At 45.3% G+C, this 26,576-nt stretch carries 16 protein-coding genes and 1 tRNA gene; 12 read left to right on the forward strand and 5 right to left on the reverse strand.

Annotated elements, in window-relative coordinates; translation table 11 throughout:
- Positions 1-1,358 (forward strand): GBS Bsp-like repeat-containing protein (locus tag O3605_RS09500; protein WP_371586032.1); only part of this gene is annotated, 1,358 nt, incomplete at its 5' end.
- 29 nt (positions 1,359-1,387) lie between these two features.
- On the opposite strand, the gene O3605_RS09505 is transcribed toward O3605_RS09500, so the two are convergent.
- Complete coding sequence (locus tag O3605_RS09505) at positions 1,388-2,251, reverse strand: RluA family pseudouridine synthase (protein ID WP_371586034.1); 864 nt, start codon at positions 2,249-2,251, stop codon at positions 1,388-1,390.
- A gap of 103 nt (positions 2,252-2,354) precedes the next feature.
- Here O3605_RS09505 and pbp2a point away from each other — a divergent pair, with 103 nt between their 5' ends.
- Complete coding sequence (pbp2a, locus tag O3605_RS09510) at positions 2,355-4,589, forward strand: penicillin-binding protein PBP2A (RefSeq protein WP_371586036.1); 2,235 nt, start codon at positions 2,355-2,357, stop codon at positions 4,587-4,589.
- A 217-nt stretch (positions 4,590-4,806) separates the two neighbouring features.
- On the opposite strand, the gene ypfJ is transcribed toward pbp2a, so the two are convergent.
- Entirely contained in the window at positions 4,807-5,721 is a 915-nt protein-coding gene (gene ypfJ, locus O3605_RS09515) for a KPN_02809 family neutral zinc metallopeptidase (RefSeq protein WP_247926104.1), read from the reverse strand.
- Positions 5,722-5,865: 144 nt separating this feature from the next.
- Between ypfJ and rpmG the strand changes: the two genes are divergently transcribed.
- The 3 genes from rpmG (at position 5,866) to nusG (ending at position 6,928) form a co-directional block, all read left to right on the forward strand.
- A complete protein-coding gene (gene rpmG, locus O3605_RS09520; RefSeq protein WP_003009043.1) occupies positions 5,866-6,018 on the forward strand; it encodes a 50S ribosomal protein L33 in 153 nt (50 codons plus the stop codon).
- A gap of 9 nt (positions 6,019-6,027) precedes the next feature.
- On the forward strand, positions 6,028-6,204 hold the full coding sequence (gene secE / locus O3605_RS09525) for a preprotein translocase subunit SecE (RefSeq protein ID WP_003002261.1): 177 nt from the start codon (positions 6,028-6,030) through the stop codon (positions 6,202-6,204).
- Positions 6,205-6,391: 187 nt separating this feature from the next.
- On the forward strand, positions 6,392-6,928 hold the full coding sequence (gene nusG / locus O3605_RS09530) for a transcription termination/antitermination protein NusG (protein WP_003002077.1): 537 nt from the start codon (positions 6,392-6,394) through the stop codon (positions 6,926-6,928).
- 194 nt (positions 6,929-7,122) lie between these two features.
- On the opposite strand, the gene O3605_RS09535 is transcribed toward nusG, so the two are convergent.
- Complete coding sequence (locus tag O3605_RS09535; RefSeq protein WP_371586037.1) at positions 7,123-7,881, reverse strand: hypothetical protein; 759 nt, start codon at positions 7,879-7,881, stop codon at positions 7,123-7,125.
- Positions 7,882-8,025: 144 nt separating this feature from the next.
- Positions 8,026-8,096 (reverse strand) — tRNA-Cys (locus tag O3605_RS09540).
- Positions 8,097-8,349: 253 nt separating this feature from the next.
- Here O3605_RS09540 and rpsB point away from each other — a divergent pair.
- Positions 8,350-9,132: a 30S ribosomal protein S2 gene (rpsB, locus tag O3605_RS09545; RefSeq protein WP_003002189.1), complete on the forward strand. Its 783-nt coding sequence runs from the start codon at positions 8,350-8,352 to the stop codon at positions 9,130-9,132.
- Positions 9,133-9,214: 82 nt separating this feature from the next.
- Positions 9,215-10,255 carry a translation elongation factor Ts gene (gene tsf / locus O3605_RS09550; RefSeq protein WP_371586040.1) on the forward strand — a complete coding sequence of 347 codons (1,041 nt, stop codon included), beginning with the start codon at positions 9,215-9,217 and terminating at the stop codon, positions 10,253-10,255.
- A gap of 1,200 nt (positions 10,256-11,455) precedes the next feature.
- On the opposite strand, the gene O3605_RS09555 is transcribed toward tsf, so the two are convergent.
- Entirely contained in the window at positions 11,456-11,926 is a 471-nt protein-coding gene (locus tag O3605_RS09555) for a COG2426 family protein (RefSeq protein ID WP_049492554.1), read from the reverse strand.
- Positions 11,927-12,080: 154 nt separating this feature from the next.
- On the opposite strand from O3605_RS09555, the gene O3605_RS09560 reads away from it, so the two are divergent.
- The 5 genes from O3605_RS09560 (at position 12,081) to O3605_RS09580 (ending at position 26,567) form a co-directional block, all read left to right on the forward strand.
- The gene (locus O3605_RS09560) at positions 12,081-12,602 is read left to right on the forward strand and encodes a Dps family protein (RefSeq protein WP_049498186.1); all 522 of its coding nucleotides are present in this window, start codon (positions 12,081-12,083) and stop codon (positions 12,600-12,602) included.
- Between the two features lie 215 nt (positions 12,603-12,817).
- On the forward strand, positions 12,818-19,642 hold the full coding sequence (locus O3605_RS09565; protein ID WP_371586041.1) for an Ig-like domain-containing protein: 6,825 nt from the start codon (positions 12,818-12,820) through the stop codon (positions 19,640-19,642).
- 103 nt (positions 19,643-19,745) lie between these two features.
- Complete coding sequence (locus O3605_RS09570; protein ID WP_371586043.1) at positions 19,746-23,456, forward strand: alpha-L-fucosidase; 3,711 nt, start codon at positions 19,746-19,748, stop codon at positions 23,454-23,456.
- A 216-nt stretch (positions 23,457-23,672) separates the two neighbouring features.
- Positions 23,673-24,137 (forward strand): CtsR family transcriptional regulator, encoded by a 465-nt coding sequence (locus O3605_RS09575; RefSeq protein WP_003009029.1) that lies wholly within the window; start codon positions 23,673-23,675, stop codon positions 24,135-24,137.
- Entirely contained in the window at positions 24,138-26,567 is a 2,430-nt protein-coding gene (locus tag O3605_RS09580) for an ATP-dependent Clp protease ATP-binding subunit (RefSeq protein ID WP_049498183.1), read from the forward strand.
- Positions 26,568-26,576: the final 9 nt, after the last annotated feature.

Below are 26,576 nucleotides of genomic sequence, written 5' to 3' on the forward strand. Positions count from 1 at the left end.
AAGAAGTCTTGATCCCAACTTGGTCCGACAAGAACTGGCAAGATGATCTAGTATGGCACAAAGCAGTCCGTCAAAGTGATGGCAGCTACCGAGCAACTATCAAAGCCTCAGACCATAAAAATGAAGATGGTAAATACCATGTCCATGTTTATTATGTAGATCAAAATAACCAACGAAGCTATATTACAGAAACTACGACAGAAGTGCGTCAAGCCCGTCTTTCTGGCACGATCCTAATTCAAAACAACAACAAGGATACAGGTACTTTTGACGTCATCATCAAGGATGTCTACAGTCCTAAAGGGGTGCAGACTGTGCAAGTTCCTACTTGGTCTGATAAGGATGGCCAAGATGATATTCGCTGGTATGAAGCAACACGCCAAGCGAACGGAGATTACAAGGTATCTGTGAAGGCTAGTGACCATAAAAATTCCACTGGGAAGTACTTTATTCACCTATACTACATTCAGAATGATGGTTCACTAATCGGTGTTGGTGGTACTAGTACAGAAGTTGAATTCCGTAATGCAAAGATTAAGACACAGGCCTACATCAAGGATGTGAATTCGAATAACGGTACTTATACAGTAGTGGTTGATCAAGCACCTCAAGGGCGTCAAATTAAGAATATTCGTGTTGCTGCTTGGTCTCAAGCTCATCAAGAAAATCTCTACTGGTATGCAACAGCACCTTATGGTATGCACACAGAAGTCCAGGTTTCTGCAGCAAATCACCAATACCAGAAAGGGAACTACACAACTCACGTCTATGTGGACTATGTGGATGGTGGAGTGGAAGGCTTTAACCTTGGCCAAACAGCTCTTTCACCTCGTGTGACGGCTGACCAAACAGCGTACAACCCTCGTGTTTCTAATGGGCAACGAGATCGTATTTTACGAGCTGCAGCAAGTCTTGTCGGTGTTCGTGGCGGAAGTGCGGCTCATCATCAATTGGTCAATGATTACAATAGCGTACGTCCCCTACCAGTTGGATACGCTGTGAAAAATTCTGATGACTGGTGTGACGTCTTTGTCACAACAATTTTTCAGCGGGAAGGTTTGAGTGGTTTGATTGGCCGTGAATGTGGAGTCGAACGTCACATTCAGATCTTCAAACGCTTGGGCATTTGGAATGAAAATGGTGCTTCTACACCAAAAGCAGGGGATATCATCACCTTTAACTGGGATCAAGATAGTCAGCCAAATAATGGTTTCGCGGATCACATCGGAATTGTCGAGAGTGTCTCAAATGGGATCATTCATACCATTGAAGGAAACTCTGGAAACCAAGTTCGTCGTAATACCTATCGGATCGGACATGGCAATATTCGTGGATTTGCAAGTCCTCGCTATCGATAACAAAGAAAAGAAGCCATAGGCTTCTTTTTTCAATCTTTCAACCCTTCTTCAAAACTCTTGGAAGGCGCCTCAACTTGTATGGTTTCAAGCGTTAATGGATTGGTGAAGGTCAAGCGATGGGCATGGAGCATGAGTCGCTCTCTACGCGCAGGATTGTAGAGAGGATCCCCGACAATCGGGTGCCCATGATGGGAGAGATGAACGCGGATCTGATGGGTACGGCCCGTCTTGAGCTGGCATTTGACCAGGCTGTTGCGCCCGATTTTTTTCAGTTGCGTCACCTGGGTTTCTGCGTACTGCCCCTTGCGTGGATCGACCAGGCGCTTGCGCCGATCATGGCGATCACGTCCGATTTTATCCTTGTAGATGATGGTCTTTTGCGCTAAACTTCCTTGGATCAAGGCCCAGTATTCGCGTTGGATTTTTTTATCTTCCAAAATGCGGTTGAGAATAGGCAGGATAAAAGGATTCTTGGCAAATAGAATCGCTCCGCTGGTTTCCTTGTCTAGGCGGTGCACGACGTAGCAGGTGGATCCAACATAGCTGGAAACATGGTTGAGAAGAGCAATTTCCATCGGTTCGTTGGCATGGGTTTTCATGCCTTCGGGCTTATTGACGATGATGACGTGCTCATCCTGATAGAGTTCTTCGACCAGACTCGGATCTCCTTCTAGGAGCGCTTTTTCAGGGTAATCGTCTGCGTCAAAGATCAGTTGGATCTGATCCCCTTTTTGAACGGGGCTCTGCCAGTTGATGGTCTCTCCATTCACCAAGACGTGTTTTTTGACCCGTAAAAAATGCCGGATCTTACGGGGGATGAGGAAGTAGTCTTCAAGGAGCTCTTTCACAGTCATTTGGGGAAAGGATTGTGGAATGGTAAATTGATAGTTCATGACCCTATTGTAGCAAAATCTAAGCTTAAAGAAAACTAAATGAGAAATAGCGAGGAGCTATCTTTTCTTGCTAGGACAAGGATAAGGTGTTACAATAACAGGTATGAATAGAATGAAAGAATTATTTGAAAACCTGATCACTTTTTTTAGAAAGGATCATCCGCCCAAAGCGGTGGCAGAAGAAGTGCCCGACACGGAATTGCCGGAAGAGACAGTGGAGCCAACTTATAGTCGCTCAGGCAAGCACAGAAGCAAGCCTCTCTCTCAGCACCCCTTCCGTCGTTTTTGGCGCCGATTCCATTTGACCAAGATTCTCCTGATCATTGGGCTAGGCTTTAGTCTCTTGACAGGGGGCTATCTCTTCTACCTTGCTAAGACGACCAACGTCAAGGATTTGCAGAATGCACTGAAGGCGACTACCATTATCTATGATAAGAATGGGGACCAGGCGGGAAGTTTGACCGGGCAAAAAGGAACCTATGTCGAACTCGATGCCATTAGTGAGAATCTGCAAAATGCCGTGGTCGCAACAGAGGACCGGAGCTTTTACAAGAATAGCGGGATCAACTATGGTCGCTTCTTCTTAGCGATTTTGACCCTGGGTCGCTCAGGTGGTGGGTCAACCATCACCCAGCAGTTAGCCAAGAATGCTTACCTGTCTCAGGATCAGACGGTGGAGCGTAAGGCCAAGGAATTTTTCCTAGCGCTTGAAATCAATAAGAAATACAGTAAAAAAGAAATCCTCACCATGTACCTCAACAATGCCTATTTTGGAAATGGGGTTTGGGGAATTGAGGATGCATCCAAGAAGTATTTTGGGGTTTCAGCCAGTCAATTAAGCTTGGATCAGTCTGCGGTACTTGCCGGGATGCTCAAGGGACCTGAGATCTATAACCCGCTCTATTCAGTAGAGAATGCGACCAATCGCCGCAATACGGTTCTCCAAAATATGGTGGCGGCTGGTTATATTGACCAGAAAACGGCTGATCAGTCGGCTGCTGTCGATATCCATGGTCAGCTGGTCGATGCCTATGAAGGCAAGTTGGAGGATTACCGCTACCCATCCTATTTTGATGCGGTCATCAATGAAGCGGTCAATGAATATGGCCTGACCGAAGAAGACATTGTCAAAAATGGCTACCGGATCTACACAGAGCTGGATCAAAATTACCAAGCAAGCATGCAGGTGATCTATGACAATACGGCCCTCTTCCCAGTCGCGGAAGACGGCACGCGCGCGGAGTCTGGTAGTGTCGCCCTCGATCCTAAAACCGGAGGGGTTCGGGCCCTCGTAGGGCGTGTCGGAAGCGATCAAAATCCAGGTTTCCGTACCTACAACTACGCTACCCAGGCTGCCCGTAGTCCAGGATCAACCATCAAACCTTTGGTTGTCTATAGCCCAGCTGTTGCTGAAGGTTGGTCGACCAATAAGGAATTGGACAATAGTACCACCCAATATGGAAGCTATGAGGTTAATAACTATGCGGGAATCCAGTCGAGCCCAACGGTACCGATGTACCAGGCCTTGGCAGAATCCCTTAACCTTCCAGCTGTAGCGACCGCTAATGATTTGGGTCTCGATACGGTCTTTGAATACGGGAAAAAATTCGGACTCAACATGGACAAGGTGGACAAGTCGCTTGCCGTTGCCTTGGGAGCTGGTGTGACAACCAATCCGATGCAGATGGCTCAGGCCTATGGAACCTTTGCTAACGGCGGGGTCATGAATGATGCTCACCTCATTACCAAGATCGAAAATGCAAGTGGCCAAGTGGTCAAGAGCCACAGCCAGAAATCAACCCGAGTGCTTAGTGGTTCAACGACAGATAAGATGACCAATATGATGTTGGGAACCTTTAGTAATGGTACAGGGGTTAACGCTGCGCCTTATGGCTATACCATGGCAGGGAAAACCGGTACGACAGAGACCAGCTTTAACAAGGACCTCTCTGGAGACCAATGGGTGATCGGCTACACGCCAGATGTGGTCATCAGTCAGTGGCTTGGTTTCCCAACGACCGATGAAAATCACTACCTGACGGACAGTAGTGCTGGAACGGCATCTGAGATCTTCCGCAATGTTGCCAACAGTGTTCTGCCTTATACAGACGGTACCCAGTTTGACTCGGTGAAGAACTCTTATGCTGAAAATGGCATTGCGCCAGTCGGAGAAGAAACGACAGAAACAGATAGCAAAGAAGACAAAGGTTTCTTTGAGGATGTCAAAGAAAAGGCGTCGAATATGGTCGATGATGCGAAAAAAGCAATCGACGAGGCCGATATCCCAGGAAAAGCGAAAAACGCTTGGGATACCTTCAAAGGCTGGCTTGGTTTCTAATCAAAAAACGATTCAGAGGAATTTCTGAATCTTTTTTTGCAGATTGAAGACAAAGTCTTCTTAGAAACTTTTCTCACGGCGGAAAGTTTCTGTTGAAATGATCCTAATAGTATTAATTATTTTAATTTTTCAACATCACTTAAGTTGTTTTATGTAAAATGCAATTTGTCTATATTCTAAAAGATCTATTCAGAAGGATTTCTGAATAGACCTTTGTTTAAAGTTCACTATCTGACAAGCTAAAGGTATCGCCGTGTTGCAAATCTCCATACTGGTAGCCCCGTTTGAACCAGCGCATGCGCTGTTCCGAAGTTCCGTGGGTAAAGCTATCTGGTACCGAGTAGCCGTAAGCTTGCTCCTGGAGAGTGTCGTCGCCGACTGCATGAGCCGCATTCATAGCTTCTTCGATATCGCCGATATCTAGAAGATTTCGGTCTTGAATGGAGCGGGCCCAGACGCCGGCTAGATAATCTGCTTGTAGCTCAATGCGGACGCTGATGGCATTTCGTTCCTTTTCAGAAAGACCTTGTTGCATCCGATGGTATTTGCCAAGGATTCCCAGCTCGTTTTGTACGTGGTGGCCGACTTCGTGGGCAATCACGTAAGCCATGGCAAAGTCCCCACTTGCCTTGTATTTGGTTGTTAATTCTTTGTAGAAGCTCATATCCAAATAAATCTTTTTGTCGGTTGGACAGTAGAAGGGACCAGCCGATGCTTGCCCAACCCCACAGCCTGTCTTTGTCCGTCCGGTATAGAAGACTAGTTTGGGCTCCTGGTAGGTCCGTCCTTCAGCTTGAAAGACCTTGTGCCAATGATCTTCTGTTGTCCCAAGGACTTTGCTGACGAACTCAGCATCTGCATCGTCGACATGGGTCTTGTTGGTGCGCGTGACTTGGGTGGACTGGTAAGGTTGAGAAGAAGTCCCATTTCCAAATAGACCCCCAAGGCTAGCACCACCACCTCCTAGAAGAACCAGAAGAAGGATGAGGACGATCTTACTCTTGAAGCTACCAGGCGATAGCAAAATTTGTAAAATGCCCCCGCCAAGGTTACTGTTGCCTGAAGATTGGGAGTAGCTTTGCCCCCTGCGGTCTTCGATATTTCTACTTTCTTTTAGGTTATCACTTTTCATATTCGTCTCCTTTTGTTTTATTTTACCAAAAATGAGGAGAAAACCAGTGGGATAACACTTTAGATTTGCTTTTTTCTGGACACTAGATTTTCTATTCTTGTCAAAACGTGGAAAACTTGCTATAATGGGGTGAACGGAGGCGTTATGGCATTAAAAAAAGCAAGTCTAGCGTGTACGGTTTGTGGGTCACGCAATTACTCCATTAAGTTGAGTGGGACGCCAAAACCAACACGTCTAGAAGTCAATAAATTCTGCAAGCATTGCAGCAAGTATACCATCCATAAAGAAACACGATAGGAGAGAGTTGTGAAATTCATTAAAGATATTTTCGTCTTACTAAAAGATACAACTTGGCCAAATCGCAAGGAAAGATGGAAAAACTTTATCTCAGTGATTGAGTACACCGCTTTCTTTGTAGCATTGATTTATTTGTTCGACAAAGTCATTGCACGCGGCCTATTGCACATGATCAATTTCTTTTAAGAAAAGAAGCCAGGCGGGATCCCAAGGGTCCTGCTTTTTCTGGTCTTTTCTAAAAAATAAATCAGCAAACCTCTTTGCATTCCTGCAAAATGTGGTATAATGAAGCTAGGAAAAGGAAAGCCAAGAGGCTTTTTTTAGTATGTTCACAAAAGCTCGAGCAGGCTAAACAGAAAGAAAGGATACCCAAATGGACAGTTTTGATAAAGGCTGGTTTGTACTACAAACCTACTCAGGATATGAAAACAAGGTAAAAGAGAATCTTTTGCAACGTGCGCAAACTTACAATATGTTAGAAAACATCTTGCGTGTAGAGATTCCAACTCAAACCGTACAAGTTGAGAAAAACGGTAAAACAAAAGAAATCGAAGAAAACCGCTTCCCAGGTTATGTCTTGGTAGAAATGGTCATGACAGATGAAGCTTGGTTTGTCGTTCGGAATACACCGAACGTTACTGGTTTCGTCGGATCACACGGGAACCGTTCAAAACCAACTCCATTGTTGGAAGAAGAAATCCGCAGCATCTTGCTCTCTATGGGTCAAACTGTTCAAGAGTTTGATTTGGATGTCAAGGTGGGCGACACAGTTCGCATCATCGACGGTGCCTTCACAGACTATACTGGTAAGATCACTGAAATTGATAACAACAAGGTGAAAATGGTCATTTCTATGTTCGGTAACGATACAGTTGCAGAAGTGAATTTGAACCAAATTGCAGAATTGTAAGAAAGAGAGAGTGGGACAGAAATCGGTAATTCGTTAGAATTCGATTTCGTCGTCCTACCTCCGCACAGTTGAGTAGGGCTGTAAAAGCTGATGAAATCAGCGTAGTAGAGCCCACTCAACCACTGCGTCTTGCTTGACAATCCAAAAATAATTGAGAGGCTAGGACTTTTGTCCCAGCCTCTTTTGATTGCTTATTATTGATTTTTATCTAGGCCAGTGATCTTTTTTAACTGCTTGGTTTCTGCAGCAGACGTAACATTGAAGATCTTGTTTCCTTGTGTAGAGAAGCTAGATTCGTCCCCGTTGCTATCTTTATAGACATAGCTGGTCCCATTTTCTGAACGCATAATGGCATAGGGTTTTCCGAGACGTTCGAGGGCCGTTTTTGGTGTATCGGATTTGGAAATGCTGCCAGTAGACTGGTGGTTGGCATCGCCCCCTCTTAGTCGGAAGGTGATATCTGTTAACACATTATTGCGGAAGAAAGCCATGATATCGCCATTGTCTGTTGCCCAAACATTGACCCCATCGCCAGGATTCGCACTGTCTGTACTACTTACGGGTTGACCAAAGGCTGCAACTACGTCATCGTAACTGCTTCTTTCTTTTGGCCCACCAACCTCTTGTCCATCTTCGGTTCTTAATACAAAACCGGTGGTAGGGTGGAGGTTCTTGAGCTTTTCAATCTCAGGAATGGATGCAGCTCCTGGCACATATTGGAGAGATGCGCCATCATCTGGATCCAAGCTGAAACGGCCTGAAAAATCATCTGAGCTACTGCTGTCTGAAGAGGTGCTCGACGATTTACTAGATGATGTTTTGGTAGAAGATTGTTTGATCGGTTTTCTAGAACTAGAAGCTGTTTTTGCTGGTTGCGCAGAATTGGCAGGAGAGCAAGCGGCTAGTGTCACTAGTGAAAGAAGGCCGATCGTAAAGAAACGAATGTTTTTCATAAATACCCTTTCTAATGTGCTTCGCCGATCAGGCGAGGTTTTATTATATCAATAATCAAGGAATGGAGCAAATGGCAACAAAAAACCCCCCTATTGCTAGGGGAATTTTTAAAAGATAAAAGATGATAAAAAATTTTATTATCAAGGCGGTAGACGGATTTGAACCGACGATCAAGCTTTTGCAGAGCCGTGCCTTACCACTTGGCTATACCGCCATAACATATAATATTGTAACCTAAAAATAAAGATAGGTCAAGAAAAACTTTTTGCTTCAAATCATTGCAGATGGAGAATGCTGAAAAAATCTCTCAAATAGCTTGCGAATTCTAGTGATTTCTGCTATACTTATAGAGTTGTCTAAGACAGCAAATACTCATCTCGGATCCATTGTGGCACCGTTGCCCTTGTGGTCGTGCTGCAAGTTGACGTCTGAGAGAGGAGAAAAAAACAAAAAAGGAGAAACTACTCATGGCAGTAATTTCAATGAAACAACTTCTTGAGGCTGGTGTACACTTCGGTCACCAAACTCGTCGCTGGAACCCTAAGATGGCTAAGTACATCTTCACAGAACGTAACGGAATCCACGTGATCGACTTGCAACAAACTGTAAAATATGCAGACCAAGCATACGACTTCATGCGTGATGCAGCTGCAAACGATGCAGTGATCTTGTTCGTAGGTACTAAGAAACAAGCTGCTGATGCTGTTGCAGAAGAAGCTGTTCGTGCAGGTCAATACTTCATCAACCATCGTTGGTTGGGTGGAACTCTTACTAACTGGGGAACAATCCAAAAACGTATCGCTCGTTTGAAAGAAATCAAACGCATGGAAGAAGATGGAACTTTTGAAGTTCTTCCTAAGAAAGAAGTTGCATTGTTGAACAAACAACGCGCTCGTCTTGAAAAATTCTTGGGCGGTATCGAAGACATGCCTCGTATCCCAGACGTAATGTACGTTGTGGATCCACATAAAGAACAAATCGCTGTTAAAGAAGCTAAGAAATTGGGTATCCCAGTTGTAGCGATGGTCGACACAAACACTGACCCAGATGATATCGATGTTATCATCCCAGCGAACGATGACGCTATCCGCGCTGTTAAATTGATCACTGCGAAAATGGCTGACGCTGTTATCGAAGGACGTCAAGGTGAAGACAGTGTTGCTACAGTAGAAGCTGAATTGGCAGCTACTGAAGGTCAAGCTGATTCAATCGAAGAAATCGTTGAAGTTGTAGAAGGCGACAACGCTTAATTCATTCAATAAGTAACGAACCTAAGAGGGCAGGGCTCAGCCCGACCCTCTTATTTTATTAAAAAAATATAGGAGAACAAAAATGGCAGAAATTACAGCTAAGCTTGTAAAAGAATTGCGTGAAAAATCTGGTGCCGGTGTCATGGACGCTAAAAAGGCATTGGTTGAAGTTGAAGGTGATATCGAAAAAGCGATCGAATTGCTTCGCGAAAAAGGTATGGCTAAAGCAGCTAAGAAAGCTGACCGTGTTGCTGCTGAAGGTTTGACTGGTGTTTATGTCAATGGTAACGTTGCAGCAGTAGTTGAAGTAAACGCTGAAACTGACTTCGTTGCGAAAAACGCTCAATTCGTTGAATTGGTAAACGCAACAGCGAAAGTCATCGCTGAAGGTAAACCAGCTAACAACGAAGAAGCTCTTGCTTTGACAATGCCTTCAGGCGAAACTCTTGAAGCTGCATACGTATCTGCAACAGCTACAATCGGTGAAAAAATTTCATTCCGTCGTTTTGCCTTGCTTGAAAAAACAGATGCACAACACTTCGGTGCTTACCAACACAACGGTGGACGTATCGGTGTTATCTCTGTGATCGAAGGTGGAGACGAAGCACTTGCTAAACAAATCTCAATGCACATTGCTGCGATGAAACCAACTGTTCTTTCATACAAAGAATTGGATGAACAATTCGTGAAAGATGAATTGGCACAATTGAACCACGTCATCGACCAAGATAACGAAAGCCGTGCAATGGTTGGTAAACCAGCTCTTCCACACTTGAAATTCGGTTCAAAAGCACAATTGACTGACGAAGTGGTTGCTCAAGCTGAAGAAGATATCAAAGCTGAATTGGTAGCTGAAGGTAAACCAGAAAAAATCTGGGATAAAATCATCCCAGGTAAAATGGATCGCTTCATGCTTGACAACACTAAAGTTGACCAAGCTTACACTCTTCTTGCACAAGTTTACATCATGGATGACAGCAAGACAGTGGAAGCTTACCTTGAATCAGTAAATGCTTCAGTAGTTGAGTTTGCTCGCTTTGAAGTTGGTGAAGGTATCGAAAAAGCAGCTAATGACTTTGAATCAGAAGTTGCAGCTACAATGGCAGCGGCTCTTAACAACTAAGAATACAAAAAAAGAGGTTTCGATGGGAACCTCTTTTTTGTAAGATAAAGTCATCTAAATAACTTTCCTTAGGTGAGTACGGACGTCAGCGAACTTCAAAGAAGTTCCATGACTAATTAAGATACAAAGGGCGTCTGCGGATAAAGTCAAAATAGGAAGTTTAACGAAGAATCTTTAGATTCTAGGAAAACTTATCTTTTTGACACAATCCGCCGCCCGTGTTCAATTAGTTTTGGACCCATTCGCTTTTCAAATTTTAAGCTCATGCTAAAACAGTTCCCCGAACTGTTTTACTTCCAAAACTCCCGAGTGCTAGAAACATGATTGTTTCTAGCACTTTTCTCACAGCGGAAAGTTTTAGTAGATGACTGAGTAATTCTAATAAATAAATTTTTTAAAACTAAAAGTTTATGTACAATTGACTTAACATGAGCTAAACAATTGATACAACTGAATTAGAAGCATAAAGTACATTCTTTAAGGAGAGTACTTTATTTTTGTTTTGTACATTATTCTGGAGTGGTATTTTGTATGTTTTCTAGTACATAATATCCTCTAATCTGAGAAATTAATTTGTACATTATTTTCAATGATAATCAATGTATAATAAAAAATTTAAAGTTCAAATTCTGAAACTACTTTCACATATAAATAATTGAATATAAATTGCTGTAGACCTATAATAAAGATAGGGATAATAAGAATTCTTCCTAGAAAGGAGTATACTGTATCCTAAGAGTCAGTATTATTAATAAATCATGAAAAAAATAATTATTTTTATCTTGTTAATTTTCTTAATCCTTTCTATTATTGCAATTTATACATACTACATGTTCTAAAAAATAAAATAAAGAGATATTTTTGACACATGTAATATAATCAAATTGTTGAATAAATAGCTCAAGAATACACTAAATCCCTAGAAGACAACAGTCCTCTAGGGATTTTTTACGTCGGTTTTTGATTAAAGTGTATTTTGGAGCTGAAAATGGTTTATCCTTTTTGGATTATGGATAATTGAAAAAAATTTTAGTTTTCACTTAAATAAAGTACATAATTAACTCTAAAAAAATTTTTGGTTACTTTTTGTGTTTTATAGAATTTATTAGATTTGTAAAAAAACAGTTTGTCTATACTCTTAGAGGAACGGAAGCCTCTTTTTTGTATGAAAAAACTGAAGTCGATGCTTCAGTCTTTTGGTTAATGTGCGAAGGTATCGATTCCTAGAAGCAGGGAAAGAGTCCCCATGATGAGGCCGGCTAGAATTACTCCGAGCATGACTGCGAGGCTACTGCGTTTGAAGTCCCAGTCAAGGATAGAAGCTGCAAGGGCACCGGTCCAGGCACCAGTCCCTGGTAAAGGAATGCCGACGAATAGGAGTAGGGCCCAGAAGATTCCCTTGTCTCCTGCAGTTTTTTCTAATTTCTGTCCGCCTCTATGCCCCTTATTGAGACACCAGCTAAAAAAGCCTCCGATGATCGGTTTTTTTGCGCCCCAAGTGAGGATATGGCGGGCGAAAAAGAAGATCAGAGGAACAGGGAGAAGATTTCCGATAACTCCGATCAGAAGCGCTGTCCATAGTGGAATGCCATTTGCAATGGCAAAAGGGATGGCTCCGCGCAATTCAACGAGGGGAACCATGGAGATCAGGAAGGTAAAGATATATTTCATTGGTTATGCCTTTCGATTAGTCTTTTACATTCTATCGTATCTTTTCTCAATTGACAACTATGATCTTTTTAAATCTTTTATCTTGACTTTCTGGTGGAGGAAGCATATAATAAAGACATAGTTAATTAGAATCATTATAAAAAGGAGAAACAACATGACAACTATGAAACATGAAGCAGCTACTGATGTAGCAACTTTTGCACCATCTAATAAAGAAACTCTTCCAGAAACAAAAGTCCTCTTGAACCAAGTCGTAGCAGATCTCTACGTCGCTCACATTGCCCTTCACCAAGTACACTGGTATATGCGTGGACGTGGCTTTATGGTTTGGCATCCAAAAATGGATGAATACATGGACAGCTTGGATGCAACCTTGGATGAAGTGAGCGAACGCTTGATCACTCTAGGTGGCACTCCTTATTCTAGCATGACTGAATTTTTGGAACACAGCAATATTGAAGAACGCCGTGGAACATTTACAAAAAATGTAGAAGAAAGCTTGACACGTGTTCTTGAAATCTTCCATTACCTTGATGGCCTTTACCAAAAAGCTTTGGATGTTACCGATGCTGAAGGCGACGATGTAACCAACGATATCTTTGTTGGGGCTAAAGCAGAACTTGAAAAGAACATTTGGATGGTGGCTGCTGAACTTGGTCAAGAACCAGGATTATAAGATCATAAAAAAATAGAAGCCGTGGGCTTCTATTTTTTTGGTTCATAGGAGATTTCCACTAATTAAAGGAATTCTTAATCTAACTATAGTTGGAGCGAAATCGAGGCCTATCGCTCCTATTTTTTTGGTATAGTTAATATGTGATTTTCTGTAAGCGTTCGCAGGTGTAAGAAAGCGCTTACAAATTGAATAGTTAATCCTAAGAGGAGGTTTTTATGGGAAAGTCTTTTTTTGAAAAGCGTCCTGTTTTTAGTATTCGTAAGCTCTCTGTTGGAGCTTGTTCTGTTGTGATTGGGATTTCTGCCTTGGGTCTTTCAAGGGTTCATGCGGAAGAAAAGCCAGCCCTCGAAAGTGAGCCGACTTCGATGGAGACACCAAGTGTTGTGACGGAAAATTCAGCAACGGAAGTTCCTGGAGCTGGTGCAAGGGTTTCAGAAGCTCCAGCTGTCATCACCCCTACCAGAGCTGAGGAAAAGCCGGCGCCTCAAGGCGAAGGCAAGCCCGTTTCAGCTTCATCTGAGCGTGCTACAGGAACGGAAGAAACAGCAGCTCCAGATCAAAATCGTGTAGCGGAGGATATTGTGCAAGATCGAGAACGTGATTTTAATAAAGATTGGTATTTTAAATTAAATGCAGCTCCTGGTGCAGAAGGGCGTCAAGTGGATGTCAAGGATTGGAAAAAATTAGATCTTCCTCATGACTGGTCTATTTTCTTTGATTTCGATCACAACTCTCCTGCTCAAAATGAAGGGGGGCAATTAAACGGTGGGGATGCTTGGTATCGTAAGACCTTCCGTTTGGACGATAAGGATCTAGATAAGAAGGTTCGCTTGGAATTTGGCGGGGTTTATATGGATTCCAAAGTCTATGTAAACGGACAATTCGTCGGTCATTATCCAAATGGCTACAATGCCTTTTCTTATGATATTACTCCTTATTTGAATGCGGATGGAAGCGAGAATACCATCGCCGTTCATGTGGTCAATCAACAACCAAGTAGCCGTTGGTATTCTGGTAGCGGGATTTACCGGGATGTTAAGCTGAGTGTAACGGACAAGGTTCATTTAGCGCAGTATGGGACTACGATTACGACCCCTCAGTTGGAAAAACAGCAAAATGGGGCAGTGGATACGGTGGTGAAGAGCCGCATTGTCAACCAAGATGATCAAGCCCATAGTATTTATGCGGAATATGAAATTGTCGATCAAAATGGCCAAGTGGTGAGCGAAAAAACGCGCAGTGAAGCACAAGCTGTTTTAGCAGGTCAAGAGATCAACCTTTCTCAAACCTTGCATGTTGAAAAACCAACCCTCTGGGATGTGAAAACGGATCATCCAGCTCTCTATACTTTGTATACGCGTGTCTATCGGGATTCGCAGTTGGTCGATGTGCAAAAGGAACGCTTTGGTTATCGCTATCTGAACTGGACACCAGAAGGTGGCTTCTTCCTCAATGGGGTGGCGACGAAATTCCACGGGGTATCCCTTCACCATGACCACGGGGCTCTTGGAGCTGAGGAAAATTACAAGGCTGAATACCGTCGTCTCAAACAGATGAAGGACATGGGAGTCAATGCCATCCGGACGACTCACAACCCAGCGAGTGAACAAACCTTAAAAATTGCTGCTGAGTTGGGCTTGATGGTCCAAGAAGAAGCTTTTGATACCTGGTATGGTGGCAAGAAGCAATACGATTACGGTCGTTTCTTTGAAAAGGATGCCACTCACCCAGAAGCTCGGAAAGGGGATACTTGGTCCGATTACGATCTACGGACCATGGTAGAACGGGGCAAGAACAATCCAGCCATTGTCATGTGGTCAATCGGTAATGAAGTTGGTGAAGCAGATGGTTCAGACAAATCTGTCGCAACCGTTCGTCGGTTGGTCAAGACCATCAAAGACGTGGATGCAACCCGCTATGTCACCATGGGAGCTGATAAATTCCGCTTTGGCGATGGTTCAGGAGGCCATGAAAAAGTAGCAGCAGAGCTTGATGCGGTTGGTTTCAACTATTCAGAGGCCAACTATGAAAGCTTACGGGCGAAACATCCAAACTGGCTCATTTATGGCTCAGAAACCTCTTCTGCAACGCGGACACGGGGCTCTTACTACCACCCTGAAAGAGAATGGGTCGGCAGCAACCAAGAAGACCGCCATTATGAACAATCAGACTACGGCAATGACCGGGTTGGTTGGGGTCGGACAGCGACCGCCTCTTGGACCTTTGACCGTGATCATGCCGGCTATGCAGGACAATTTATCTGGACTGGTACGGACTATATCGGTGAGCCAACCCCATGGCACAACCAAAATGATACACCTGTGAAAAGTTCTTATTTCGGTATTGTCGATACTGCCGGCCTTCCAAAGAATGATTTTTACCTGTACCAAAGTCAATGGGTATCGGCTGAGAAACATCCAATGGTGCATCTCTTACCACATTGGAACTGGGACAATCCAGAATTAGCCAATCGTGTCATGGATGAAGAAGGACGGATCCCTGTTCGAACCTTCTCCAATGCCCACAGTGTGGAACTGATTGTCAATGGGGAATCACAAGGAGTGAAGACCTTTACCAAGAAGACCACAGCTGATGGCCGGACCTACCAAGAAGGGGCAAATCCGGATGAACTCTATCTAGAGTGGTTGGTCCCTTATGTACCTGGCAAAGTGGAAGCTATTGCGCGCAACGAAGCAGGAGAAGTGATCGCGAAAGATCAAGTCGAAACAGCCGGCAAGCCTGCGGGTGTTCGTTTGTTGAAAGAAGAACACGCGATTGCAGCGGACGGCAAGGATCTGACCTATATTACCTATGAAATCGTCGATGAAGAAGGTCGTGTCGTGCCAACTGCCAATAATTTGGTGCATTTCCATTTGCATGGACAAGGCCAAATTGTCGGTGTCGATAATGGGGAACAAGCCAGCCGTGAACGCTACAAAGCGCAGGAAGATGGCTCATGGCAACGCAAAGCCTTCAATGGCAAAGGGGTTGTGATTGTCAAATCAACTGAGCAAGCGGGTGCCTTTACTCTGTATGCAGACTCAGACCGCTTGCAATCAGACCAAGTCAGCCTCTTTACAGGTAAGAAGGACCAAGCAGAACGCACTGTATTAGGTGTGGAACCTGTTCGACAAAGTGCTTATCTAGGAGAAAAACCAACCTTACCAAGTAAGGTCAATGTGGTCTATAGTGATGGCAAGGCCCAAGAAGAAGCCGTTGAATGGGATGCGGCAGACTATAGCCGTGCAGGCCAAGTCCGTGTGACAGGACATGTTCAAGGACGCACGGTCGAAGCTCTGGTCGATGTGATCGGCGTGGAACAAGTCCTTCCAGTCATCAAACAAATCCCACAGGGAGCAGATCTAGCAACGGTGGATAAGGCTGTGCAATTAGTCTTCACTGATGGCACCACTGCTCACTATGAGGTCGATCAATGGACCTTGGAAGCTGGTCAAGAAGATCAGTTGTCCACACCAGGAGCACGCTTGAAGGCGACAGGGCTCCTAGGCAATGGGGAAACGGTCCAAGCGACACTAGTGGTTGCAGGAGGAGATGTAGCCAAGGCTAAGAAACCAACGGTTCAGCTAGATGGAGTAGCTCTTCCAAAATTTGGTAGTGGCAACCATACTATTTTCCGTTCCCTCGCTTATGGTCAAGAGCCAGGTCAAGTCACAGCAAGTGCAGAAAATGCCCAAGTGACGGTCCTACAAGCTAACCGTGAAAATGGTTTGAAAGCTCAAATCTTTGTAACTGCTCAGGATACGGGAGCTGTACAGACCTATGTGGTCCAATTCCAAGAAGAAAGTCCACAGATTGAGCGCCTAGAATTGCGTCTGCCAGAAGGACAGGAACTCAAGGAAGACCAAACGGTACCACTTGAAGTCATTGCCCATTACCAAGATGGTAGCCAGGCAAGTCTCAAAGCAGATCAAATCGATGTGAAGACAAGAGCTGGTAGCCAAGGAAAAGCCGTCGCAACCAATAAAGGTTTGGAATTGCGGGAAGCAGGATTGGTTCATTTAGAAGCTAACTTCCAAGGACAAACAGGAGAAGTCACCTTTACCATCACGCCAAATCCAGAAGAAAAAACGGTTGTGAAGGTGCGTCCTGTACGAATCAGCACCGATCGAAATGTTTTGCCAGCTCTTCCAGAGACCGTCTTGGTCGAGTATGACAAGGGATTCCCTAAAGAAAAACGCGTGACCTGGGATGCTGTAACCGCAGATCAAGTCAAGGATTACCATAGCTTTACAGTCACAGGTCATGTAGAGGGTGTGGAAAAAGAAGCCCAAGCTCAAGTGACGGTTGAAGGCATTATCGCTGTAGAAGAAGTCAGCACTACCACTCCAGTCGGAGAAAAACCAGCTCTTCCAGAAAGCGTGCGGACCTATCACTCTAATGGTAAGACCTATACTGCTAAGGTGGCCTGGGATGCGGTCGATCCGCAACTCTTGGCCAAAGAAGGAGAAGTTGTCCTAGCCGGTCGTGTAGAAGGAACGGATCTTCCAACACGTCTTCATATTCGTGTTTCCGCAAACACAGTCAAGGGGGCCAACGTAGCAGAGCAATGGACAGGATCTGTCTTGCCACTCGCTTTTGCAAGTGACTCTAACGATGCAGATCCAGTTGCTAAGGTCAATGACAAGGTCATCTCCTTTACCGATGCTCCAGCTAACCGTTGGACCAACTGGGGTCGTAACAATGCGGAAGATTCTGTCGGTATCTTGTTTGGGGATTCTGGTATCTTGACCAAGCGAGCAGTGGATAACCTCCATGTTGGTTTCCACGAAGACCACGGCGTTGGAGCTCCAAGTGAATATGTGATTGAGTACTATACAGGGGAACAAATCCCAACAGTTCCAAGCAATCCAAATCGTGTCAAAGACGAAACAGACCATCCATTTAACAATCCAGCTAACTGGAAAGAAGTCAGCAACCTAACCGTTGAAGAACCGGTAGCAGCTGGTAAGATGAATCATTTCAGTTTTGATAAAGTCGACACCTATGCTGTTCGTATCCGTATGAAGACGCCAGAAGGTAAGCGTGGAAGCTCTATTTCAGAGATTCAGATCTTTGCCAATAAGGTTGCGGCAGAAGAAAAGAGCCAGTTGACCATTCGCGTCAATGGCGATGTATTGCCAGGTGTCAACCCAAGTGTGACCGATTACTACATCGATGCGCGTGATCGGGCTTATCCACAAGTGGAAGCGACAGCTAGCCATCACGGTCTTGCAACGGTTGTGCCAAGTGTCCATGAAGGTGAGCCAATCCGTGTCATCCACAAAGCGGAAGATGGCACCATCTTACAAGAATACCGCCTCCATCTCACAAGCGATGCAGAAAAACTGAAACAAGCTGTTCCAGTAGCAGTAGAAGCAGGCAGACGTTTTGTGAAAGTCGGTCAAGATCTGGTTCTACCATCTACCGTAGGTGTCTACTTCCAAGGGGATACAGGCTATGAACGCAAGGAACTTACGGTGGACTGGAAGCCTCTACCAGCTGATGCGCTTTCTCACGAAGGTAGCTTCACGCTGGAAGGAAAAGTCATTGGCTATGATCTGACAGCTCAGCTGACCGTCCGGGTGTCCGAAAAGACAGGAGAAATCCTCTCTGTGAACCGTGACTACAATGCAGAGGATACCAGAGCATTTGCTAGTGAAACCAACGATCTCGATCCAAATCAAATCGACTATATCGATTACATCAACGATGGTGGCTACAACGAATACTATCGCTGGACTAACTGGAAGAGGGAACCGGATCAAACCGAAGCCTTTGCTGGTCTCATCTTCAAGAAAAATGGTCAAGTAACAGAGCGTTTGATCAATAAAGTAGCGGTCGACTTCTTTGCAGATCAGGAAACCGGTCTGCCAACGAAAACGGTTCTTGAACGCTACATTGGTCCAGACTTTGATGTTCCGGATGATTATGGCAATCTGAAGAATCTTCCAGATCATCCATTTAACCAGGCCTCTAACTGGGAAGAAATCCCGTATAGCTTGGATTATGCCTTTGAACCTGGTTATATCTCTAACCTCAGCTTCAACGAAACCAGAACTAAAGCCATCCGTTTAAGAATGGTCCGTGATGAACATCTAAAAGGAATTGGAATCGTTGAATTGAGCGCCTATGCTCCAACAGAAGAGGCCCAGGCAACAACTGATGTCACGATCCAAGTGAATGGCAAAGACCTAGAAGGCTTTAAACCAGATGTGACAGATTATCATCTAGAGTATGAGGGAGAACGCCCAATCGTTTCAGCACAAGGCAAGAATGGAACAGCCGTTACGGTCGTGGATGCTAAAAGTGCCAATGCCCCTGTTCTTGTCAAGGTTGTCTCAGAAGATGGCAAGCTCGAAAAAGTATATCAACTTTCTCTCTCCGCAAAAGCACCTATAGGCTCAGCCATTCCTGAAGAAGGGGTTAAGAATCTGGTTCATACCAAACCAGAGTTGGTGATTGAGCCAGAAGAGATGGACTTTGAACGCTTAGAACGTCCAAATGCGGATCTTCCAAAAGGTGAGAAACGTGTGGTTCAAGAAGGTCAAAAAGGCCGCAAATTGCGCTTGGTAGAAGTTTCTCAAGAAAATGGTGTGGAAAGCCGGAAGGAACTAGATGCCTTTGTAGAGCTAGATCCAGTGGCAGAAATCACAGAGGTGGGCACGAAAGAAGTACTTCCAGACACTCCACAACTAGAGCCACAACCAGAGCCACAACCACAACCGCTTCCGAACCCAGAACCACAGCCACTTCCGAACCCAGAGCGCCCTCATGTCTCAGAAGGACCAGTAGCTACCGCAACTCCTCAAACATCTCTTGAGGTCAAAGCGACACGTCAGGAAGGGACAGATGCAGTAGTGAAGAAAGTCGAGAAAACAGCTCAAACGCCAGCAGTTTCAGCTGCTCCAGTTTCCGAAGGTAGATTACCAAATACAGGAACGGAAGAAAGCGTCGCAAGCCTCGTTGCTGGAATCCTAGCGGCAGGCCTTGCCAGTGCTGTGCTGGACGATCAGAAAAAAAGAGCCAAAAAGGCCAAATAAAATAGCTAGAGAAACTAGCAAAAAACGGTGAAAAGTTCACAGGTAAAAGAAGGAGGATGGGGAAGCCCCACCCTCTTTACCTGGTGACATAAAGGAATAGAATATGGGAAAAAGATTAGTTGATCAGAAAAATCGATTTGGCATTCGTAAACTCTCAGTAGGCGTCTGCTCGGTAGTAGTAGCGACTTGTTTTTTGGGAGTGACTACCAGTTACGCAGAGGAACAAGCTGAGAGGAGTGAACCACGTGAAGAACGGGTCGACACAAGCGATGTCGATCACCAAGGAAAGGAGGAGAAAACTATGATAGAGAACCAAGAAGAATCAGAACATTCCTCACCAGCAACTAGCGAGAAAGAGAATCGCGCGGTCGGTCAAGGAACAGAAGCCACTCAACCTATCACTTCTCTAGACGAGGAGACTGAGATTGCGGATTACGGACCACTTCCAAGTAAGGCTCAGATGCAATATCACCGCGAAGAACTAGCGGCTTTCATCCACTTTGGGATGAATACCTACTACGATCGGGAGTGGGGAGATGGGCAAGAAGACCCTTATGATTTTTATCCAGAGCATCTGGATACCGATCAGTGGATCAAAACCCTGAAAGATGCTGGCTTTAAACGGACCATCATGGTCGTCAAGCACCACGATGGATTCCTCTTGTACCCATCCAAATACACCGACCATACCATTGCCAAAAGCGGTTGGAAGGAAGGAAAAGGCGATGTCCTAGCCGAGGTTTCTGCTTCTGCCAGCAAGTATGACATGGATATGGGGGTCTACCTCTCGCCTTGGGATGCTCACAGCCCGCTCTACCATGTGGATACAGAGGACCAATACAATGAATACTATCTCAACCAGCTCAAAGAAATCCTTGAAGATCCAAAATATGGAAATAAGGGCAAGTTCGTAGAGGTCTGGATGGATGGAGCGCGTGGCGATGGGGCTCAAAAGGTCACCTATACCTTTGACAAGTGGTTTGATGCCATTCGTAAGGCCCAAGGGGATATTGCTATCTTCTCAGCTGAGCCGACCAATGTTCGTTGGATTGGAAATGAAAAGGGGATTGCTGGAGATCCGGTTTGGCAAAAGGTCAATCCGGATAAGATCCGCAACAATCCATCTAATAGCTACCTCAATCACGGGGATCCAGAAGGGAAGCAATACTCAGTGGGAGAAGCCGATGTCTCTATTCGCTCCGGCTGGTTCTACCATGACAATCAAGAGCCTAAGTCCTTGTGCGAATTGATGGACATTTATTTCAAATCGGTCGGTCGTGGGACCCTACTCTTGCTTAATATTCCACCCAACCAAGATGGGAAATTTGCGGATGCCGATGTAGCCCGTTTGAAAGAATTCCGTCAGACCTTGGACCAACTCTACAGTGTGAACTATGCGGCAGGAGCTTTGGTAGAAGCTGACTCAACACGACGCAATCCGCTCTACAAGGCCAGCCATTTGACAGATGGCGATGAAAAGACCAGTTGGGCTCCGGCTGATGATGCCAAGACCGGATCTTTTGTTCTCGATCTTGGAAAAGAACAGCATTTTGATGTGGTAGAGCTCAAAGAAACCATCGAGAAAGGCCAACGGATTTCTGGCTTCACCATTGATGTGGCAGTGAATGGGCAATGGGTTCCTTATGGAGCTGGCTCAACTGTGGGATACCGCCGATTGATCAAAGGGCAACCAGTTGATAGTCGCTATATCCGGGTGTCCATCACTGATGCCCAAGCCACTCCAATCTTGAACGGTGTCTCTGTCTATAAGACACCAGCCAGCATTGAAGAAACCGATGGCTATCCGCTTGGTTTGACTTATCATTCCGACCGGACAGCAGAGCGGGCCAATGGCCAGTGGAATGAAGAGGGAGAAGGCGTCCGAGGCACCTCTATATGGACCAAGGAAAAAGGAGCTTCGGTGACCTATCAGTTTGAAGGCACCAAGGCCTATGTGGTCGCAACTGTCGACCCTGGTCATGGGGAAATGTATGTCTATGTCGATGGCCAAAAGCTAGCGACCGTCAATACCCAAAGCCCAAGTCGCAAACGCAGCCAAAAGGTCTATGAAACACCGGACTTGGCAGCAGGATCCCACACCTTGACCTTGGTCAATAGCAAGGGAGATGCGATCGCAACGGAAGGGATTTATGCTCTCAATAACCAAGAAAAGGGGCTCTTTGAATTTGCTCAGCCAATCCTAGTCGTTAAGAAAGGCGACCCAGCGCAAATCCTCGTCAAGAGAAAAGGTGGCTCTAAAGGAAGTGCCAGTCTTAAATTGATCACAGAACCAGGAACAGGGGTTCATGGCAAGGTCTACAAAGATACCAACGTCACCCTTGAGTTCGCAGATGGCGAGACAGAAAAAACAGTCCAAGTTCCAACCCTTGATTTTGCAGGAAAAGCGACCGACGTCTATGACTTTAAGGTCAAATTGTTGCATCCGGATCAAGGAAGTCTGGTCGGCTTTATTCCAGAACTGACAGTCCAAGTGATGAACGAGGACCTGCTTCCAGAAAATCGCAAAGAAGTAGATGACCAAGATCCAAAACTGCATTACAGTGAGGGTTGGCAGCACGAGACAGACAATCAAAACTTCTCAAATGGCACAGAATCTTGGTCTAGCTTTAACCAAGTGACCGATGAGGAAGGCAAGAAACACATTGAAGTGACCATTACCTTTAAGGGCACTGGTGTGGAGGTCCGAGGAGTAGTCGACCCAAGTCATGGTCTCTACAGCGTCACCCTGGATGGAAAAGAAATGGCCTTCGAAGAAGGTCGGGGCCATGATTATGAGATCGAAGGCGATCATTATTTCAGTGGCTATGGAGACCAACGCAAGCTCGACCAGAGTTTGGTCAATCTGCAAGGCCTAGCAAAAGGCTACCACCAACTACGCTTGCATCTAGATCCAACCCTCAATGACCCTCAGTCATCTAGAGCTATCCAAGTAGACCGATTTATCCTCTCAGGGAAAGATAGTCAGTTGCTCAGTCAAGAAGAGTTGCAACAGATCATCAGAGAAGGAGTAGAAAAGATCAAGGCTACTTCTCTCGATCGCTTGAAAGCAGATCTCAAACCGATGGTTCAAGAACAATTGACGGACTTGACTCAGTTGTTGGATCAAGAGCGACCAGATTTGGTTGCTGCAGCTAATCAAGTGGAGGCACTTGAAACCATCTTAGAAGATACTCACAATTATGAACCGCTGACGCAGACACGACCAGAAGAAGGTGTTCGGGATTTGATTCTTGAAAAACCAGAACTTCTCATCGAAGCGGAGGAGATTCCATTTGAGAGTCAAACACGTGAGAACAAGGACTTGGCCAAGGGCGAGAGCCGGATCCTTCAAGCAGGGAAGGTCGGACGCCGGCTGAAATTGATCGAGGTTCGACAAGAAGAAGGCAAAGAAATTCGGACAGAAGTCGATGCCTTTGTCGAAGTGGAGGCTCAGGACCAGATCACAGAAGTTGGAACGAAGGAAGCGGAAGAAAGTCCGTTGATAGCTGATATGCCGACTCCAACCACTCTTGTAACTCCAAGTAAGGTGCAACCAGAAGTTGCGACTCTTTCTCAAGCTGAAGACAAAAAAGAAAAAGAAAGACCAGTTCTCTTGCAACCGAAAACCTCAGAAGCAGTTTCTGTTTTGACTTCAGACCATCCAGAAAAAGAAGGTGTTGAAAGTCCTTCTCTACAATCGGAAGGAAAACTTCCTCAAACCGGTACAAAAGAAAGTGGACTGTTTGCTTGGTTAGGCCTTCTTGGCCTAGGTTTCTTGGGCGGAGGCGCCAAATTCGTTCGTCGCAAAGAGTAGTTCCTTCTTCGCATAAGAGGTTAGTTCTTACTAGCCTCTTTTGTTTTGTTTTCTTAAGAGATTCCTATTTCCATGGAGTCTTTGCTTTATTTACAGCCGTAAAAATTGTATAATAGTCAAATAAGGTCAATGATGAGAAGGAACACTCCAAGGCCATTTTTTATGGGCCAAGAACAGAGCATCCATCTAGAAAAAAACAAGCCAGAAAGGAGCATCATGGCAAATAAGAACACATCTGATAGCATTGAAGCTTATATCAAGGCCTTGCTGGCTCAAGCTGGCATGGCAGAGCTCAAAAGAAGTGAGTTAGCCGATGTCTTTCAGGTCGTACCCAGTCAGATTAACTATGTTATCAAGACTCGCTTTACCGAGAGCCGAGGCTATATTGTAGAGAGCAAGCGCGGTGGTGGGGGCTATATCCGCATTGGCAAGGTCCAGTTTTCAGATCACCATCAGATGCTCCAAGACTTGGCAGCCAATATTGGAGAGACCATCAGCCAGCAGGTCTTCAATGATATCCTCCAGATGCTCTATGAAGAAAAATTATTGACACAACGTGAGACTCAGCTCTTGCTTGCGACGACCTCCGATGAGGTCCTAGGTCGAGATGCTCTCATCCTACGAGCAAGTATGCTGAAAAAAATTATTCAACAAGTAGATAGAAAAGGAAATACCGACTAGATGAACTATTCAACAGCACTGTTAGAAAGTATAGAAGCGGCCCAAATACTAGCAGGCCACTATCAGGGGCATACCTTAGATACTTGGCATCTCCTGACGGCTATGGCCAATAATCCCTATAGCGTAGCAGGTTCTGTACTTAACGATTATCCTATGCAGATCGATGAGTTTCAGGATGCAGCGGAGCATATTACAGGCCAAGCTTTTCAAAGCGACAATCGGTATGAAATCTTCCCATTTTCTTATCGGATGGAAGCGATTATGAAACACGCAAGAGAGATTGCCCAGGTCCTTCATGCCAAGACCTTGGGAACAGAGCATGTGCTCCTCTCTCTTCTAGCAGACCGTGGGACCTTGGCGAGCCAAGTTATGGAGTTTGCCGGCTTTGCCTTTACAGAGCAAGACAAGGGAGTTCCTATTGCCTCCCTTCGCAAGAATTTAGAAGACAAGGCAGGCTGGGACAAGAATGATATCAAAGCCATTCGGGGTCTCTATCGGGCCCAAAATCCCAACCGCCAAACCATGGGAAATATGATGGGCATGCCCCCAAGCACCAGTGGAGGTCTTGAAGATTATACCCGTGATTTGACAGAAATGGCGCGTGCAGGCCAGCTTGAGCCTGTGATCGGCCGGGATGCAGAGATTTCACGCATGATCCAAATCCTCAGCCGCAAGACGAAGAACAATCCTGTATTAGTGGGAGAAGCAGGGGTCGGAAAAACCGCCCTTGCCTTAGGTCTGGCTCAGCGTGTCGCTAGTGGCAATGTTCCAGCTGAAATCGCACAGATGCGTGTCTTAGAATTGGATCTCATGAATGTCGTTGCAGGGACGCGCTTCCGTGGGGACTTTGAAGAACGGATGAACAATATCATCCAGGACATCGAAGAAGACGGTCACGTGATTCTCTTTATCGATGAACTGCATACCATTATGGGGTCAGGATCCGGTATTGATTCGACCTTAGACGCAGCCAATATTCTAAAACCAGCCCTGGCACGGGGAACCTTGCGTACAGTTGGGGCAACGACTCAAGATGAGTACCAAAAGCATATCGAAAAAGACGCAGCCCTCTCTCGACGTTTTGCGAAAGTCACCATTGAAGAGCCAAGTGTTGCAGATAGCATCCAAATTCTCCAAGGCTTGAAAGAGACCTATCAGGACCACCATCATGTGACCATTACCGATGAAGCGATCGAAACAGCTGTCAAATATGCCCACCGCTATTTGACCAGCCGTCAATTGCCAGATTCAGCTATTGATCTCTTGGATGAAGCGGCAGCTACCGTACAAAACCGCGATTCCAACGGTCACGTAAAAGAAGAGTTGACCGCCTTGGATCGGGCCTTGATGGATGGCAAGTGGAAGAAAGCAGCCCAACTCTTAGAAGTAGAGTCCGCTCCCGTTGTCTACAAAAAAGAAGTCACTGACCAAGATGTCTTGGTGACTTTGAGCCAATTATCTGGTATTCCAACTCAAAAACTGACCCAAACCGATGCCAAGAAGTACCTAAACTTAGAAGCAGAATTGCACAAGCGCGTGATTGGTCAAGACCAAGCCGTTTCGAGTATCAGTCGGGCTATTCGACGCAATCAATCAGGTATCCGTAGCAATAAACGTCCGATCGGTTCTTTCATGTTCCTAGGACCTACCGGTGTCGGAAAAACAGAGCTAGCCAAAGCTTTGGCAGAAGTTCTGTTTGATGATGAATCGGCCCTCATCCGTTTTGATATGAGTGAGTACATGGAAAAATTCGCGGCCAGTCGCCTCAACGGAGCTCCTCCAGGCTATGTGGGCTACGAAGAAGGAGGCGAGTTGACAGAGAAAGTCCGCAACAAACCATATTCAGTTCTCTTATTTGATGAGGTGGAAAAAGCCCATCCAGATATTTTCAATGTCCTTTTGCAAGTCTTGGATGATGGAGTCTTAACCGATAGCAAAGGCCGGAAGATCGACTTCTCCAATACCATTATCATCATGACCTCAAACCTGGGAGCAACAGCCCTTCGGGATGATAAGACAGTTGGCTTTGGTGCTAAAGATATCCGCTTTGACCAAGCCAATATGGAAAAACGCATGTTTGAAGAGTTGAAGAAGACCTATCGTCCAGAGTTTATCAACCGGATTGATGAAAAGGTGGTCTTCCATAGTCTCTCAAGCGAGGACATGCAGCAGGTAGTGAAAGTCATGGTCAAACCGCTCATCGCGACCTTGGCCGAACAAGGCATGACCCTCAAATTCCAGCCTTCAGCGCTCAAGTTGCTAGCAACCAAAGGCTACGATCCAGAAACGGGAGCTCGCCCACTCCGTCGTGTCTTGCAGACCGAAGTGGAAGATCAACTAGCAGAGCTATTGCTGAAAGGGCAAGCCCAAGAAGGGCAAACCATCAAGGTTGGAACGACAGCCGGAACGATCAAGTTCGAGATTGTCTAGGAGGACGTC

The organism is Streptococcus sp. 27098_8_99 (genome assembly GCF_041431935.1).
In the GTDB taxonomy this organism is placed as follows: Bacteria; Bacillota; Bacilli; order Lactobacillales; family Streptococcaceae; genus Streptococcus; species Streptococcus parasanguinis_D.

Excerpts from the sequence above, each read along its gene's own strand:
- O3605_RS09570 (WP_371586043.1), top strand. The coding sequence starts at position 19,746 with ATGGGAAAAAGATTAGTTGATCAGAAAAATCGATTTGGCATTCGTAAA.
- O3605_RS09565 (WP_371586041.1), top strand. The coding sequence starts at position 12,818 with ATGGGAAAGTCTTTTTTTGAAAAGCGTCCTGTTTTTAGTATTCGTAAG.
- O3605_RS09505 (WP_371586034.1), bottom strand. The coding sequence starts at position 2,251 with ATGAACTATCAATTTACCATTCCACAATCCTTTCCCCAAATGACTGTG.
- O3605_RS09560 (WP_049498186.1), top strand. The coding sequence starts at position 12,081 with ATGACAACTATGAAACATGAAGCAGCTACTGATGTAGCAACTTTTGCA.
- pbp2a (WP_371586036.1), top strand. The coding sequence starts at position 2,355 with ATGAATAGAATGAAAGAATTATTTGAAAACCTGATCACTTTTTTTAGA.
- O3605_RS09535 (WP_371586037.1), bottom strand. The coding sequence starts at position 7,881 with ATGAAAAACATTCGTTTCTTTACGATCGGCCTTCTTTCACTAGTGACA.
- O3605_RS09575 (WP_003009029.1), top strand. The coding sequence starts at position 23,673 with ATGGCAAATAAGAACACATCTGATAGCATTGAAGCTTATATCAAGGCC.
- ypfJ (WP_247926104.1), bottom strand. The coding sequence starts at position 5,721 with ATGAAAAGTGATAACCTAAAAGAAAGTAGAAATATCGAAGACCGCAGG.
- rpmG (WP_003009043.1), top strand. The coding sequence starts at position 5,866 with ATGGCATTAAAAAAAGCAAGTCTAGCGTGTACGGTTTGTGGGTCACGC.
- rpsB (WP_003002189.1), top strand. The coding sequence starts at position 8,350 with ATGGCAGTAATTTCAATGAAACAACTTCTTGAGGCTGGTGTACACTTC.
- nusG (WP_003002077.1), top strand. The coding sequence starts at position 6,392 with ATGGACAGTTTTGATAAAGGCTGGTTTGTACTACAAACCTACTCAGGA.
- O3605_RS09555 (WP_049492554.1), bottom strand. The coding sequence starts at position 11,926 with ATGAAATATATCTTTACCTTCCTGATCTCCATGGTTCCCCTCGTTGAA.
- tsf (WP_371586040.1), top strand. The coding sequence starts at position 9,215 with ATGGCAGAAATTACAGCTAAGCTTGTAAAAGAATTGCGTGAAAAATCT.
- O3605_RS09580 (WP_049498183.1), top strand. The coding sequence starts at position 24,138 with ATGAACTATTCAACAGCACTGTTAGAAAGTATAGAAGCGGCCCAAATA.